We start from the raw sequence: 14092 nt of genomic DNA, 5'->3' as shown, positions 1-14092 counted from the left end.
TTTGCATTACCAAAGACCTGATAGGGCACCATTAAAGACAACTTAAGGGGAGTGTTAGACGGATTAAAGCAGGCAAAAAAAAGCCCAATCTAAGATTGGGCGTGCCTGAATGCGGTTCGCTCTATGGCAATAATTGGGAGGCTTGAATGCCGGTGATTTAGGCTTGATTATCCGAGATCACAGCGACAACACGACGGTTTGCTTGGCGATGCTCGGCAGAGTCGTTGTCAAACAAGGGTTTGTCTTCACCGTATCCAATGGCGCTCACACGATTTTCAGGAATACCGAAGATCTCGACCAATACATCTGCAATGGCATTGGCGCGCTCTTCCGACACTTTTTGGTTGTAACTGGCGGCACCGGTATCGTCCGTATGACCTTCAATGACCACTGTGGTATTAGGGTTTTCCATTAGGAAGGTCGCCAGTTTCTCAATTTCTGGGTAGAACTTTTGCTGTACCTGAGTTTGGTTGCTGGCAAACTGAACATTCAGTTTGACGGGCGGTTGTGCGGCGACGACAGCGGCTTGCTCAGATAAGCTTGGTTCAGTGCCATCTGTTGTCACCGGTGGCTCAGGTAACGGCTCTTCTTGCTCTACATTGTTGTCCATTGGCTGATTGTCTTCGGCGATCACAGGTTGCTCTATTTCTGTGATGGGTTCCGGTTCATTTGCTGGTGTTGGTTCAGCCATTTCCTCTGTTGTTTGATCGACATTTTCGTCATATTCGATCGGCTGAAAATCCATCTCCTGACTGGTTTCGTTGTTCCCTTTGTGGCCAAAGGTCATTTGCAAACCGATAGAAGACACTTTGTCGACATGATGGTCTTCAACGTCATTGACTAGACGGAAATCGGCACGCAAAGCAAGGGAGTCATTGATTGCGTATTTCAAACCACCACCGGCATTGATTTCTACGTTGTTGTCAGGGTTGGAACTGAAGTCAGTGGTGCCGACACCTGCGGCTAAGTAAGGCGTTAGATTGTAGCGAGAGACATTTGGCAAGTGGTACAAACCGTCTAAGCGATACTGGTCAACGTCGACTTTATCGCCCGTTTGAGCGGATTCTGTGTCAGCGTTCAGGTAAACAAATTCGACTGCCCAAGGGTTGTCGAATTGGTAGCCTAAGCCTAAAGAGTAAGCAGTATCGTTTTCTTCATCGCGGTCATTGTCCATATCGTAATGACCGATACTTGGGGTGATGGTGAAACCAGGTTGCGGTTGCGCCAAAGCAACGGATGAAAAAGAAGCGGCAGCGACTAGGCTGCTGATCAATGTGCGTTTTGCAATGGTAAAAGACATGGTTTATCTCCTGATAAGTGTCTGGGTTGTGTTGTGCTTTTCACAATAAGCGTTGTGCTTTTTTTCAGAATAAGCGGGTTTTTAGCGTCAGAAAAGGTGCCCCAGAATCCCCTGAAAAGCCTTTAATTACGGGGGATTGCACTATCATTACGGAGAGTTTACCTAACAGGCATTTTCAACACGTTGAGGCAGAAAGTAAGGTCAGTAATTGGCTAGGAAGGATGGAATTTATTACAGGAATTTTGCACTTTAAAAAGCCGCAAAATGTTGTTTGTAGCATTTTGCGGCCTGATTATTAGGCGTCTTGGATTAAAGCGTGGTGAGCACCTATGCCCGCCATCACCCCAGCGGCAGATGCAAAAGTGGCATTTTGCATAGGGTTTACGGTATCTCCTGCGGCGAATAATCCTGTGATATTGGTTTGTTTTATCTCATCAGTTTTGATCACCAATCCTAATGGACCTTCTTCAAACTCACAGCCAAGTTGCTCTGCTAACGTACTGGCCATATGGGTCTTAGGGGCCACAAAAATGCCACCAATCTGAATCGTGCGGCCATCGGCGAGATAGAGGCTTCGGATTTTGGGAGGACGCCCAAGAACTTCGATCACTTCAGTTCGCTCTATGGTAACGCCTCGTCTGATAAGTAGGGCTAACTGATCCTCATCTGGTTCAAACTGACCTTGGGTGAAATAGGTTGTTGGTCCCCAGTCAGGTAGCAGAATGGCCTGATGGATGGAATGAGGGCTGGTGGCAATGACCCCCAAGGGCTGATTTCTTAATTCATAGCCATGGCAATAAGGGCAATGAGCAACGGTTGCGCCCCAACGTTCTCGTAAGCCAGGAATATCTGGGGTCTCATCTTTTAGACCGGTTGCCAGAATCAATTTCTTGCTGTTTATCGTTTGACCATTTCCTAAGGTGACATGAAATAGCCCCTCTTCTTTTGAGGCCGCTGTGGCGGTGTCTTCAATCAGAGTAACCGTGGGGTACTTTAGCAATTGGCGCTGTGCTTCTTGCTGAATTTGATAAGGTGATACGCCATCCAGTCCAAAAAATCCGTGTGATTGATTGGCAAAACGATTCCGTGGTTCGCCAGCGTCAATGACGGTGACTTTTCTTTGTCCACGAGCCAGCTGCATGGCGGCTGATAAACCCGCGAAACTCCCACCTATGATAATTACCTCTTCAGGCATGTTTCTATCCTCAGTCAATGTAATTTAAGAAACATCATAAGTTACATGAAAATGCAAAGTCAACACATGAAACTTTTATTGTTTCGTGAAATCTTCAGGTAGAATGCTTTACGGACTTTATAGACAGAGGTAAGTCATGAGAAAAGACAGTCGTTTATCACGCATGTTGCATGTACTGATTCATATGGATCGATTGGGCGGCCCTGCGACATCGGAACGCATTGCAAAGATGCTCAGTACAAACCCTGTTGTTGTGAGACGCACTATGGCGGGATTACGAGAACAGGGTTATGTCACCTCTGTTAAAGGCCATGGTGGTGGTTGGTCCTTGGCGATGCCGTTGCATAAAATTAGTTTGCTGGATATCCACAATGCCCTCGGTGAAAGTTCCGTGTTTACTATAGGATTGTCTGATGAATATACCCATTGCCCTATTGAACAAGCCGTTAACAAAGCCATTAAGGATGTGTTAATTGAAGCGGAATCTTTGTTGTTAGAGCGCTTTGGTGAAGTGTCGCTGGACGTTCTGGCGGAAGGTTTTGTTGACTTGCCAGCGCCTTCTTTTGATGAGGGCAAAGGTTATTAAATTTCATGCAGTGGCTTTTATCCAGCGTCGAGTCAGCTTAACGACTGCTGACATAAACTGACAGTTCTGCTGTTTAGCATAAGGAATAACAGGTATAGGCTGTCATTAATGCCTGTTTGTGTGTGATTTTAATTAAGGAGAACGGCTTGGAACTGTCAAACTTTCCGATTTTTTATGTTGATGACGTACCTGCAAGCGTGAATTTTTATCGTCCACTTTTTGAGCGAGAGCCAGTGGACCTGCAAGACAACTTTGCGCTTTTTGTCAGTGAATCAGGCAACAAGCTGGGTTTATGGGCTTGGCATGATGTAGCGCCTAAATCCGATAAAGTCGCTAAAGCCAGTATGGAAATTGCCATAGAAGTCGGTAACTTGATTACTTTGCAAATACATTTTCGAAAATGGTCTGAGTTGGGCGTAGAGATTATCCAAGACATTAGTGTCATGGATTTTGGCACCAGCTTTACCGTATTGGACCCTGATGGCCATAGGCTAAGAGTCTTTTGTTATGAGAAATAATGCGTTTCATGCTTGCCGTATTAGCCCGCTTTTATCGCGGGCTTTTTTGTACTTAAACGAAATGCCAGAAGTCCATTTGATATCACTATTTCTTATTTGGAAATTATGGATTAACTGAACGCATATTGATCAGCTTGGTGCTCAAGCCTAGACTGAGGGCAATTCCATTGGTTCTCTCTTAATTAATTTGAGCCAATTAAATCCAGTTACGAGGTGTTGTTTATGTTACCGACTTATTTTATTTCTCACGGTGGTGGTCCTTGGCCATACATGCCAGATTTACGCGCAATGCTTGCGACGTTGGAAACGGCGTTGGCGGATATGCCAAATCAGTTAACCGAGAAGCCAAAGGCCATTTTAATGATATCTGGGCACTGGGAGACCAAAAAACTGGCTGTACAGTCTAGTCCGGCACCCGGAATGGAATACGATTACTACGGCTTTCCAGAACATACCTATCAGGTGAAGTATCAAGCGCCGGGTTCACCTGAGGTGGCGGCTCGAGTTGCTGAATTGTTGTCAGCTGCAGGTATGCCGGTGGATTTAGATGATAAAAAAGGCTATGACCACGGCGCATTTGCCCCGATGGAAATCATGTATCCAGACGCGGACATGCCATTGGTTCAGTTGTCGTTGAAAGCCAATTTGGATCCTGAAGAGCATCTTGCGATTGGACGTGCATTAAAACCCTTGCGTGAAGAAGGGGTATTAATTGTTGGGAGTGGTTTGAGTTATCACAACTTGCGTTTATTTGGTCCGCAAGCGAAAGAGCCTTCCGCACAATTTGATGCTTGGTTGCAAACAACATTGATGTCTTCTTCTCCCGAGCAACGTCATGAGCGTATTGTGGCATGGGATAAAGCTCCACAAGCGCGCGTATGTCACCCAAGGGAAGACCATCTTATTCCGTTAATGGTGGCGTTAGGTGCCGCTGAAGAGGCTGAAGCCACGAGAGTTTATCATGATAAAAATGTCTTTGGTGGGGTGACGGCATCCAGCTTCCGTTTTGATTAAATGCTTAAAGGTTGTCATGGATTTGATCATATCGTTAATCGTAGCCAATATTTTTTTGTTATCTGTAAAGCCAGTTTGATGCTGGCTTTTTTATTTGTTTTCAGAAGGTTAGAGCACTTTTTTGAAAACGGTAAGTGGCTTTGGGTCGGCTGGCATAGGCTTTGCTGAACCTCTCAGTCGCTAAAACAAAAAAAGGTAAGTCTGTGAAAAGTTTGAATTTAGACGTTAAAAATATCCGTATTCGCTATCAAGATACAGGGGGGGATTTACCCGTACTGGTTTTGCTCCACGGTATTGGTGGGTCACTGGAACTTTGGCAGTACCAACTAACATTATTGTCCTCTTCTTTTCGAGTGATCGCATTGGATTTGCCAAACCATGGTTTGTCTGAGATCAATGAAAAGGCCTTCGATGTAATTGAGTACGCCGAATTTGTGTGGGCTTTTTTAGATCAGTTAGCCATTTCTCATGTTTACCTTGCCGGTAACTCCATGGGGGGCGCAGTTTGCATCCATATGTCGAATCTGCAGCCAGATAGAGTGTCAAAAGTAGCCTTGCTCAATGCGGCGACTTTGGGGAAACAAACGCCGCTGCCTTTTAGACTGATGACATTGCCCATTATTGGGCGTCTTTTGTCACGTCCCAATCGAATGGCAATAGAACAACAAATGCATAGTATTTTTTTGCACCCTAATGAGGTCTCTGAGGAGACGAAATTGGTTATTACACGCAATGTGATGCGTGACGGAGCACAAGGCGCTTTTGTCAGAACCCTACGCAAAATGGTGGATAAGGCTGGTCAAAAAGCCCATTTATGCCGACTTAGTTTGGCGGCGTTAAAGAAAATCTCCTGTCCTGTGTATTTTGTTCATGGACGTCAAGACGCTGTCTTGCCGTATTCGCAGTCTGAAACAGCACACCAGAACACGCCAGGAAGTGAGTTGTTAATATTAGACAATTGTGGTCATACACCACAACTTGAGAAGCCGGTGGAAGTAAATGACCTTTTATTGCGACTGTTAAACTAAGGTTACGAATTTTTACAAAGACTTTTCTTTTAAATCAGCACAAAGCCAAGAAAGCTCAGCTATGGTTAGTGGTGTCCTAAATAATGTTCGCAAGGAGCACTTTGATGAAGCAGGAAACAGATCAGGATTTAAAGCACTTAACTCAATTGTTGGAAGACCTTGAGCAAATATCATTAGACGATATTGCCAAGATACCGGAAGACAAACAGCATCTCATGGTAGAAACCATCGAAAACCTTCAGGACCAACTGAAAGAAGTGGTGAATGACAGTAAGCTTTTGCATTGATGATATAACAGGCGGTTCACAGGTCAGTCAAAAATGACAAGATGCGATTCATTCGCCTAGATAATATCAGAAATGAAAAGACCGGCAGAAAGCCGGTCTTTTCATGTTTAGCATGAGGATAATATTGTTCATTAAGGGAGAGAATGGAATGTTTTCACTATGTTCGATAAGGATTGTACATCGACTGCTTTACAGATCTTGTCATTAGGCTGTTTGAACGTGGGGGTATCCTCTGCTGCGACCATTGCATTGATGACAGATTCTTCTATCGCTTCCACCGCGGCCATATAAAACGCATCGAAAAATTCATCGTTCAGGCAGGTCATAGAGGTCAGTGGGCCAGACAACTGAGGTAAATCTTGTTCGTTTGCTGTGCTAAAGGCAAGGAAGATATCCCCTGAATTGTTACCACCTGGTGAGCCATTTTTTCCAATACCAAGAGCGGCCCGTTTCGCGAGGCGTTTTAATTGGTGAGGTAACATCGGAGCATCGGTCGCAAGGATGACAATGATGGAGCCTTGTTCATGTAATGGATGAATACAATCTTGGGTCATTAACTTTCCAACAGGGGCACCAAGTACGGTAAACCATGGACGAATGCCGTGATTGGCTTGGACCAAAGCGGCGACAGTGTAAGTTTCACCAGCAATGTTAATGAGTCGAGAGGAGGTCCCTGTACCGCCTTTAAAGTCATAGGCAATCATGCCCGTTCCACCGCCAACATTGCCTTCTGAAATGGCACCGGACTTAGCATTGTTGAGTGCGTCCAAGGCATCTTGTTCGGACACATGCATGGCGTTGATATCATTGAGTACGCCATCATAAGTTTCTGCGACAACTGGCATAGCCCATAGGTGATTATTTTGCCACGCTTGTTGGTATTGTTTTATTGTCCATTTGACTGCGGCGTGGTGAGTAATACCGACAGCATGGGAATTGGTCAGCATGATAGGCCCAACAAAATAGCCGCCATCTTGTATCCAATGGGTGCCGGTCATTTCACCATTGCCGTTGAGGGCATACATTCCAGCCCATACAGGTTGTGGTGTGGTGTTTCTGCCCCGTGGCAGTATGGCGGTGACTCCGGTTCTAGCAGGTGAAATGGGGTCATTATTCATGAGAGTCTTAAAACCCACCTGAATGCCAGGAACGTCCGTGATGGCATTGTTTGGGCCTGTCATGCCAGGGAAAGGTAGCCCTAGTGCTCTTGCGCGTAATTTGGACATAATTTGGCTTACTGTTCCTTAGTGTGTGGATGTGTTTTTGGATTTGAAGTAAATGCCTGCGGATGCGATAACAACCGAAAAAAGCAGCATTAATGTGGCGATCGCGTTGATTTCAGGTTTAATGCCTCGACGGATCATGCCAAGAATAAAAACGGGTAAAGTGGTTGAGTCAACTCCACTGATGAAATATGTGATCACCAAATCATCCATGGAAATGATAAAACTGAGTAACGCACCACCGATTACGCCTGGCAGAATCAAGGGCAAAGTGACACGACGAAATGTTTGCCATTCATTCGCTCCAAGATCAGCAGAAGCGGCTTCTGTGAGAGGGTTCATACCCGCTAATCTGGCACTGACAACAATAAAAACATAGCTGGTTAAAAAAGTGCAATGACCAATAATGATGGTGCTGTTTCCCAGGGTGAAACCCGCACCAACGAAGAAAATGAGTAGTGCAATGCCTAGGACGATATCGGGCATAACCATAGGCACAAACAATAATAATCGATAAAACGAGTGTAGCTTAAAGCGATAGCGGGCTAAGGCAACCGCGGTACTGGTGCCGAGGAAGGTGGCTACGAGCGTCGCACTGGCAGCCACAATTAAACTGTTCAATAATGCGTTAAGAAGCTGATCTGTGGAGTCTACGTAGCTAGAGGTATCAGTCAATGAGGTTGCTAGACCAAAAATGCTGCGGTACCAATCGAAAGTGAAGCCATCCCAAATCATAATATTGATCGGATTTGAATTGAACGAATAGATCACGATGAGTATGACGGGGGCATAGAGGAACAGAAAAAAGAACACACTGTAAATGGATAATAAGCGGCCTAAGGGCGTTTGTTTTTTCATGCTTAGCTCCTATAACCCAGCTTGTTTTTTGGTAGATTTATAGAGATAAATGGACAAAATTATCATCATCATGAAGATAATCACCATCGAAAGTGTCGCCCCAAAAGGCCAGTTTCGTGCGTATAAGAACTGTTGCTCAATCATATTTCCTATCATCAATACCTTGGCACCACCGAGAAGATCAGGCACGACAAAGTTACCCAGGCTAGGAATAAAGACCAAAATGCAGCCTGCAACAATGCCTGGCAAGGTTAAGGGAAAAACAACCCTGCGGAAGGTGGTAAAAGGTGTTGCGCCTAAGTCTTCAGATGCTTGAAGTAGATTTTTGTCGAGCTTTTCGACACTGGAATAGATGGGTAAGAACATAAAAGGAATGAATATATAGACCATGCCAATGATCACAGCGGTCCCGGAAAACATAAGATTTAATGGCTCAGTTATTAACCCAGTGGCTTCTAAAAATTGATTTGCAAAACCTGAGTTCCGTAAGATTAATACCCACGCGTAAAGGCGAACCACCATGCTGGCGAAAAAGGGCAGTGTCATTAAAAAGATGCACAGAGCTTTGTTTTTTGCCGATAAGGTTGAAACCCAGAAGGCAACGGGGTAACAGATGAATAATGTGCAAAGAACGGTGGCCACCGATAATCCAATAGAGCGTAATAAAATCTTCAAATAAACCGGGTCGAATTCTTCATAAATACCATCAGCCCAGCCAAGTACTCGACCATAATTCCAGTGATAAAAATGCCATTCAACGCCCCCATATAAGCCTGGTTCTAAGAAGCTATAGGTCAGCATGATTAACATTGGGCCTATGAAAAAAATCAATAGGAATAGGCTGGTTGGTGTCAGTAAGGTTATTAGTGCAAGTTGTTTACGAGACAGGTTAAGGGGATTCATATATGCCCCTTAATCGACTTTTGCTTGGCAGGAATGGTATGCAGCGCGTCGACTTGATAATACAGGGTTAGTTGCTGACCTTTTATCAAAGGCGTGTTCGTTTTTCTGGTTAAGGCTGAAAATGGTAGGCCATTGCTTAATTCGCCATGTAATTGATAGTCGGAGCCAACAAAGACGGTTTGGTTTAATGTCATTGTCAGCTGAGCTTGGGGGCCTTCTAGTTCATTTGGGGTTAAAGATAAATGTTCAGGTCGCAACAGGAGTTTCACCTCTTCGCCTAGTTTCAGTGTTTGATCATGACTGAATATAGTGCAGCCGTTGCAATCAATGTTGACCCCGTTTTCAGATTTGCTAATGACCATGCCGGATAAAATATTACTTTCACCTATGAATCTGGCAACAAACTCTGTTTTTGGGGTGTGGTAAATTTCATCCGGTGTGCCAATTTGGTCAATTTTGCCACTGTTAAGCACCACGATTTGGTCAGACATGGTGAGCGCTTCTTCCTGATCATGGGTCACAAAAATAAAACAAATTCCGAGTTCTGTTTGTAGGTTTTTCAGCTCGAGTTGCATTTGCAATCGTAAATTTTTATCTAAGGCTGAAAGGGGTTCATCAAGAAGCAGTAGTTTTGGGCGATTAATGATGGCGCGAGCGAGAGCAACACGTTGTTGTTGACCTCCTGATAATTGTGACGGAAGACGCTGCTCTATGCCACTTAGTCCCACCATAGTAAGCGCTTCCGCAACGCGTTGATTGCGTTCTACTTTGTTGACTTTTGCAATGTCCAAACCATAACCAACATTGTCACCAACTGTCATATGTGGAAACAAGGCATAGGATTGGAACACAGTATTAACCGGACGTTTATGAGCGGGTTGTTGGATAATGGATTGCCCATCTAACAGGATATCGCCACTGTCTAGCTCTTCAAATCCGGCGATGATTTTTAGCAGGGTTGTTTTTCCACATCCCGAAGGACCCAATAAGGTAATAAATTCACTCTGCGCGATGGACAGGCTGATATTATCTAATGCATTGATAATGCCGCCTTCAGGTGTCATGAACTGACGATGTGCATGGCGAATTTTTATATATTCAGGCGATGGGATAGACGCTGACATAATAAACCTCTAAGAGAGAGAAAAGGGCGGGCGATCCCGCCCTGCCCCAAGGATATTATTGATTTTACGATGTGCGAATCTTGGTCCAGGCGCGATCATATAGCTTGATGCCTTTGCCTAGTTCTTTGAACAGTTGTAGCTTCGCCTTTACTTCTGCAGGAGGGTTTATGCTTGGGTTGTTGCGCAAAGAGTCAGGTAATAGTTTGACGGCCTCGGTATTCATGGTGCCATTGGTTTGTTGCTTAGTATTGAGTGCCGCAATTTCAGGTTGAGTAAAGAACTCCAGAAACTTCTTCGCATTCACTTTATTGGGGGCGCTTTTCAGTACACACATATCTTCTTGATACATGGTTGCGCCTTCTTTTGGAATGACATAAGCAAGATCATCAGGATTTTGGAAGACGTATAGCATTGAGCCGACATACCATTGTGCAGCGGCAATATCACCAGATTGCACCATGGGAATACTGTCGTAGGTAAAGGCTGAGACATTGTGTTTTTGCTTGATAATATAGTCTTGAGCCGCTTTTAAATCGTCACGATTTGTTGTGTTGACACTTTTTCCATCAGTGATTAAACCGACGCTAATGACTTCTCGCATATCATCCAGCATGGCGATGTTTTTACCGTCATTTGGTAACGCGAAAAAGTCAGCCCATGAGTTCAGCTCGGGCACGAGTTTTTTGTTATAAAGAATGCCTACGGTGCCCCAAGCGTAGGGCAGGCAATATTCGCCATTTGGATCAGATTCAGCATTCAGAAAATTTTTATCGATATGTTTAAAGCCTGAATATTGGTTGATGTTGGTCTTTTCTAGCAGGTTTAATTTCGCCATGATGTCTTGCATATGGACGGAGGGAAATACAATGTCGTAACCCGTTGCTCCAGCTTGTAACTTGGCTAACATCTCTTCATTTGATGAATAGGTATCCAGTTTAACCTTGATACCCGTTTCCTCAGTAAAGCGCTGCAGTACTTCCGGGTTAATGTATTCTCCCCAATTATAAAGACTTAGAGTTTCCTCAGCGGATGCCGAGTGTGTAAAGCCGAGAGCGGTAATGGCGATGCTCGTCATAGCGAGTGCTTTTTTTACCTTTCGACTACTTTTTAAAGAAATTGATTGTTTCATAATGCGGCCTTCTTGATCGTTTCTAAAGGAGTTGTCTTGGTCTGTAAAAGCACCGTCATTTCATTCTAAGTGATGGTATTATTCTTTCAATATCACAATATGTTATGTTTCTAACAATTTTGAAATGGTATAAATATGAAGGGATTAGATCTAAATTATGATTATTGACCCGAAACAAACGGATTTTTTCTGCACACATTTAGTTTGTTTTTAATCAAGGTCGCACCATGTTGCTGCAAAAAATCTATTGAAACGAGCAAGGCTGACAGAATGAAAAATACATTCTCCTCAAAACCTGAACACATTGCGACGACAACGTCACAACGCATTCAAGAGTTAATTCCCTTGGTATCCAAATCTGAGGCCCGAGTGGCGCAGTTTATTCTGCTCAACCTAGACCATATCAGTTATGAAACCGGTGCTTCCATTGCTGAAAAAGCCGCGGTTAGCCAAATTACCGTCAGCCGCTTTTTAAAACGAGCAGGTTATCAGGGCATCTCAGCACTGAAAGAAGAGTTACAGAAAGAGCTTATTCCGATTGAAGCCAACGAAAGTCAGAGGCTCGCTCCAGATTCATTTTATAAAGACAATTTGAAACAAGAGCTGAAAAGTATGGTTCGTCTTTATGAGCAGTTTGAGACAGAGAATTGGGAGAGTTTGGTCAGTTGCGTTAGCGCTGCAACGCGGGTTTATGTCACAGGATTTCAATCCATTCGAGGCACGGCGGAAGATTTTACACGGCGACTTTCCCTTGCCCGTGATCGGGTTCAGTATCTTTCACCTCATGATGGCATGTTAGGTGAGTGGCTTGAAGACAATTCAAGGAGCCGGAAGGGTTACGATACTTTAATTATCCTTGATGTTGTTCCTTATGCCTCAGAAGGCCGAAAATTGTGTGAAGTTGCCGTGGAAAAAGGCATTCAAATTGTGATTATTAGCGATGAATTTTGTCATTGGGCAAGTGAATACGATGCCCATATTGTGTATTCCAAATCTAAGTCGGGATTATTCTTAGAATCAACGTGGGGCTTGGTTCTAACAACGAATATGCTCGTGGATGCCGTCTCTAGGCGAGATGTAAACAGTGATACCCGTATTAAGCGTTGGCAAGAGATGGCAAAACGCCTTGATCTTTTTTAATCGAAAAAAGACCGGCAGAAAGCCGGTCTTTTGGTTTTAGGCGTAAGGTCAGTTTATTCCCAAGAACGAAGCAGTTCGTCGTAAGATACCGTGACACCTTGTGGTTTCTCGTTCGACAGTTTCGCTTTAGGCGAACCTGGCTGTGCCAACCAATACGCTTCATCACGAGGCTTATTCAGTTTAGGACCACAGTTATCTTGCACCTTCGCACGTTCAAGACGTTGCATTACTTTATCCTGAGCGGCCGCGAGACCATTTAAGGCTTCTTGTGGGGATGCTTCACCACTGGCGGCTTGTGAAATGTACTGCCACCAAAGCTGAGCGAGCTTAGGATAGTCAGGAACGTTGGTTCCCGTTGGTGACCATTCTTTACGAGCAGGCCCTTTATAGAACTCAACCAAACCACCTAGTTTCGGTGCGGCAGCGGCCATTTCTGGTGAGTTGATGTCTGACTCACGAATTGGCGTTAGACCCACCAAGGTTTTCTGCAAAGACACGGTTTTAGACGTAGTGAACTGAGCGTACAACCAAGCGGCCAAGCGACGATCATCCGGTGTTGAGTTCATGAAGGTCCAAGCGCCAACGTCTTGATAACCTTTTTTCATCCCCTCTTCCCAGTATGGCCCAACTGGAGACGGCGCCATGCGCCATTTCGGAGAACCATCTTCGTTCACCACGGGTAGGCCTTTTGCAGTCATGTCTGCAGTGAAAGCTGTATACCAGAAAATTTGCTGAGCCACGCCGCCTTGAGCAGGAACCGGGCCGGACTCAGAGAAGGTCATGCCTTGTGCTTCTGGTGGTGCGTACTTACGTAGCCAATCAACGTATTTTGTGGTCGCGTAAACGGCAGCAGGACCATTGGTCGCTCCGCCTCGGGAAACACTTGAGCCCACGGGATGACAGTTCTCTACGCGAATACCCCATTCATCAACAGGCAAACCATTTGGGATACCCTTGTCACCCGCGCCTGCCATAGAGAACCAAGCGTCGGTGAATCGCCAGCCTAGAGATGGGTCTTTTTTGCCATAATCCATGTGACCATAAACAGGCTCGCCATCGATGGTTTTCACTTTATCTGTGAAGAATTCAGCAATGTCTTCATAAGCTGACCAGTTCACCGGTACACCTAAGTCATAGCCATAAATGGATTTGAATTTGGCTTTCAAATCGGCACGTGCAAACCAGTCTGCGCGGAACCAATATAGGTTGGCGAATTGCTGGGTAGGCAGTTGGTAAAGTTTACCGTCTGGCCCTGTGGTAAAAGACAGACCAATGAAATCGTCTAGGTCTAATGTTGGTGACGTATAGTCTTTTCCATCACCCTTCATCATGTCAGAAATCGGCACCACTTTACCGTAACGGAAGTGCGTACCAATCAGATCTGAGTCATTAACATAAGCATCATAGATGTTACGGCCAGATTGCATTTGAGTTTGCAGTTTTTCGACCACATCCCCTTCTTGAATCAGGTCATGGTTTACCTTGATGCCAGTAATTTCTTGGAAGGCTTTCGCCAACACTTGAGATTCGTATTTGTGAGTGGTTAGGGTTTCGGATGCGACATTAATTTCCATACCGCGAAACTTTTTCGCGGCTTGAGTAAACCAACTTAACTCATCAAGTTGCTGCTGTTGGGTTAAAGTGGAAACTGAAAATTCGTCCTTCACCCACTTTTCCGCTGCATCTGAATACGCATCTGCCCATAGGCTAGCTGAGTGCAACATAACAGCAAAGGGCAAGGTGGCCAGTGCAATTTTTTTCTTATTGTAGCGCATGATTTACCTCAA

General features: G+C 44.7%; 14 protein-coding genes. 6 read left to right on the top strand and 8 right to left on the bottom strand.

The window, feature by feature from the left end; genetic code table 11:
* Nucleotides 1-157: 157 nt before the first annotated feature.
* Entirely contained in the window at nucleotides 158-1300 is a 1143-nt protein-coding gene (locus tag DFP76_RS01635; RefSeq protein ID WP_113872938.1) for an OmpA family protein, read from the bottom strand.
* Nucleotides 1301-1595: 295 nt separating this feature from the next.
* A complete protein-coding gene (locus tag DFP76_RS01630) occupies nucleotides 1596-2495 on the bottom strand; it encodes an NAD(P)/FAD-dependent oxidoreductase (protein WP_113872937.1) in 900 nt (299 codons plus the stop codon).
* Nucleotides 2496-2631: 136 nt separating this feature from the next.
* Between DFP76_RS01630 and DFP76_RS01625 the strand changes: the two genes are divergently transcribed.
* The 5 genes from DFP76_RS01625 to DFP76_RS01605 all read left to right on the top strand — a co-directional run bounded on the left by DFP76_RS01625 (nucleotide 2632) and on the right by DFP76_RS01605 (nucleotide 5928).
* The gene (locus DFP76_RS01625; protein ID WP_113872936.1) at nucleotides 2632-3081 is read left to right on the top strand and encodes an Rrf2 family transcriptional regulator; all 450 of its coding nucleotides are present in this window, start codon (nucleotides 2632-2634) and stop codon (nucleotides 3079-3081) included.
* Nucleotides 3082-3227: 146 nt separating this feature from the next.
* Nucleotides 3228-3599 (top strand): VOC family protein, encoded by a 372-nt coding sequence (locus tag DFP76_RS01620; RefSeq protein ID WP_113872935.1) that lies wholly within the window; start codon nucleotides 3228-3230, stop codon nucleotides 3597-3599.
* Between the two features lie 222 nt (nucleotides 3600-3821).
* On the top strand, nucleotides 3822-4613 hold the full coding sequence (locus DFP76_RS01615) for a DODA-type extradiol aromatic ring-opening family dioxygenase (RefSeq protein ID WP_113872934.1): 792 nt from the start codon (nucleotides 3822-3824) through the stop codon (nucleotides 4611-4613).
* A 203-nt stretch (nucleotides 4614-4816) separates the two neighbouring features.
* Nucleotides 4817-5641, top strand: coding sequence for an alpha/beta fold hydrolase (locus DFP76_RS01610; protein ID WP_181799772.1), 825 nt, complete (start codon nucleotides 4817-4819; stop codon nucleotides 5639-5641).
* A gap of 104 nt (nucleotides 5642-5745) precedes the next feature.
* Nucleotides 5746-5928, top strand: a complete 183-nt coding sequence (locus DFP76_RS01605) for a hypothetical protein (protein WP_113872932.1) — start codon at nucleotides 5746-5748, stop codon at nucleotides 5926-5928.
* Between the two features lie 131 nt (nucleotides 5929-6059).
* Here the strand turns inward: DFP76_RS01605 and DFP76_RS01600 are convergent, their stop codons facing one another.
* The 5 genes from DFP76_RS01600 to DFP76_RS01580 form a co-directional block, all read right to left on the bottom strand.
* Entirely contained in the window at nucleotides 6060-7154 is a 1095-nt protein-coding gene (locus tag DFP76_RS01600) for a DmpA family aminopeptidase (RefSeq protein WP_013794779.1), read from the bottom strand.
* Between the two features lie 18 nt (nucleotides 7155-7172).
* Nucleotides 7173-8009 (bottom strand): ABC transporter permease, encoded by an 837-nt coding sequence (locus DFP76_RS01595; RefSeq protein ID WP_113872931.1) that lies wholly within the window; start codon nucleotides 8007-8009, stop codon nucleotides 7173-7175.
* 9 nt (nucleotides 8010-8018) lie between these two features.
* On the bottom strand, nucleotides 8019-8912 hold the full coding sequence (locus DFP76_RS01590; RefSeq protein ID WP_013794781.1) for an ABC transporter permease: 894 nt from the start codon (nucleotides 8910-8912) through the stop codon (nucleotides 8019-8021).
* Nucleotides 8909-10036: an ABC transporter ATP-binding protein gene (locus DFP76_RS01585; protein ID WP_113872930.1), complete on the bottom strand. Its 1128-nt coding sequence runs from the start codon at nucleotides 10034-10036 to the stop codon at nucleotides 8909-8911. The genes DFP76_RS01590 and DFP76_RS01585 overlap by 4 nt, the downstream gene beginning before the upstream one ends.
* 64 nt (nucleotides 10037-10100) lie before the next feature.
* Nucleotides 10101-11165, bottom strand: a complete 1065-nt coding sequence (locus tag DFP76_RS01580; RefSeq protein ID WP_013794783.1) for a polyamine ABC transporter substrate-binding protein — start codon at nucleotides 11163-11165, stop codon at nucleotides 10101-10103.
* 270 nt (nucleotides 11166-11435) lie between these two features.
* On the opposite strand from DFP76_RS01580, the gene DFP76_RS01575 reads away from it, so the two are divergent.
* On the top strand, nucleotides 11436-12305 hold the full coding sequence (locus tag DFP76_RS01575) for a MurR/RpiR family transcriptional regulator (protein WP_113872929.1): 870 nt from the start codon (nucleotides 11436-11438) through the stop codon (nucleotides 12303-12305).
* A 53-nt stretch (nucleotides 12306-12358) separates the two neighbouring features.
* On the opposite strand, the gene DFP76_RS01570 is transcribed toward DFP76_RS01575, so the two are convergent.
* On the bottom strand, nucleotides 12359-14080 hold the full coding sequence (locus DFP76_RS01570) for an ABC transporter substrate-binding protein (RefSeq protein ID WP_013794785.1): 1722 nt from the start codon (nucleotides 14078-14080) through the stop codon (nucleotides 12359-12361).
* Nucleotides 14081-14092: the final 12 nt, after the last annotated feature.

Source organism: Marinomonas aquiplantarum (assembly GCF_003314975.1).
GTDB lineage: Bacteria > Pseudomonadota > Gammaproteobacteria > Pseudomonadales > Marinomonadaceae > Marinomonas > Marinomonas aquiplantarum.
Note: the sequence above shows the minus strand (reverse complement) of the source record. Positions and strands in the feature narration are given on the sequence as shown.

What these genes read in the sequence shown, in the direction of transcription:
- DFP76_RS01635 (WP_113872938.1), bottom strand. Translation starts at nt 1,300, where the DNA reads ATGTCTTTTACCATTGCAAAACGCACATTGATCAGCAGCCTAGTCGCT.
- DFP76_RS01630 (WP_113872937.1), bottom strand. Translation starts at nt 2,495, where the DNA reads ATGCCTGAAGAGGTAATTATCATAGGTGGGAGTTTCGCGGGTTTATCA.
- DFP76_RS01625 (WP_113872936.1), top strand. Translation starts at nt 2,632, where the DNA reads ATGAGAAAAGACAGTCGTTTATCACGCATGTTGCATGTACTGATTCAT.
- DFP76_RS01615 (WP_113872934.1), top strand. Translation starts at nt 3,822, where the DNA reads ATGTTACCGACTTATTTTATTTCTCACGGTGGTGGTCCTTGGCCATAC.
- DFP76_RS01605 (WP_113872932.1), top strand. Translation starts at nt 5,746, where the DNA reads ATGAAGCAGGAAACAGATCAGGATTTAAAGCACTTAACTCAATTGTTG.
- DFP76_RS01600 (WP_013794779.1), bottom strand. Translation starts at nt 7,154, where the DNA reads ATGTCCAAATTACGCGCAAGAGCACTAGGGCTACCTTTCCCTGGCATG.
- DFP76_RS01595 (WP_113872931.1), bottom strand. Translation starts at nt 8,009, where the DNA reads ATGAAAAAACAAACGCCCTTAGGCCGCTTATTATCCATTTACAGTGTG.
- DFP76_RS01590 (WP_013794781.1), bottom strand. Translation starts at nt 8,912, where the DNA reads ATGAATCCCCTTAACCTGTCTCGTAAACAACTTGCACTAATAACCTTA.
- DFP76_RS01585 (WP_113872930.1), bottom strand. Translation starts at nt 10,036, where the DNA reads ATGTCAGCGTCTATCCCATCGCCTGAATATATAAAAATTCGCCATGCA.
- DFP76_RS01580 (WP_013794783.1), bottom strand. Translation starts at nt 11,165, where the DNA reads ATGAAACAATCAATTTCTTTAAAAAGTAGTCGAAAGGTAAAAAAAGCA.
- DFP76_RS01575 (WP_113872929.1), top strand. Translation starts at nt 11,436, where the DNA reads ATGAAAAATACATTCTCCTCAAAACCTGAACACATTGCGACGACAACG.
- DFP76_RS01570 (WP_013794785.1), bottom strand. Translation starts at nt 14,080, where the DNA reads ATGCGCTACAATAAGAAAAAAATTGCACTGGCCACCTTGCCCTTTGCT.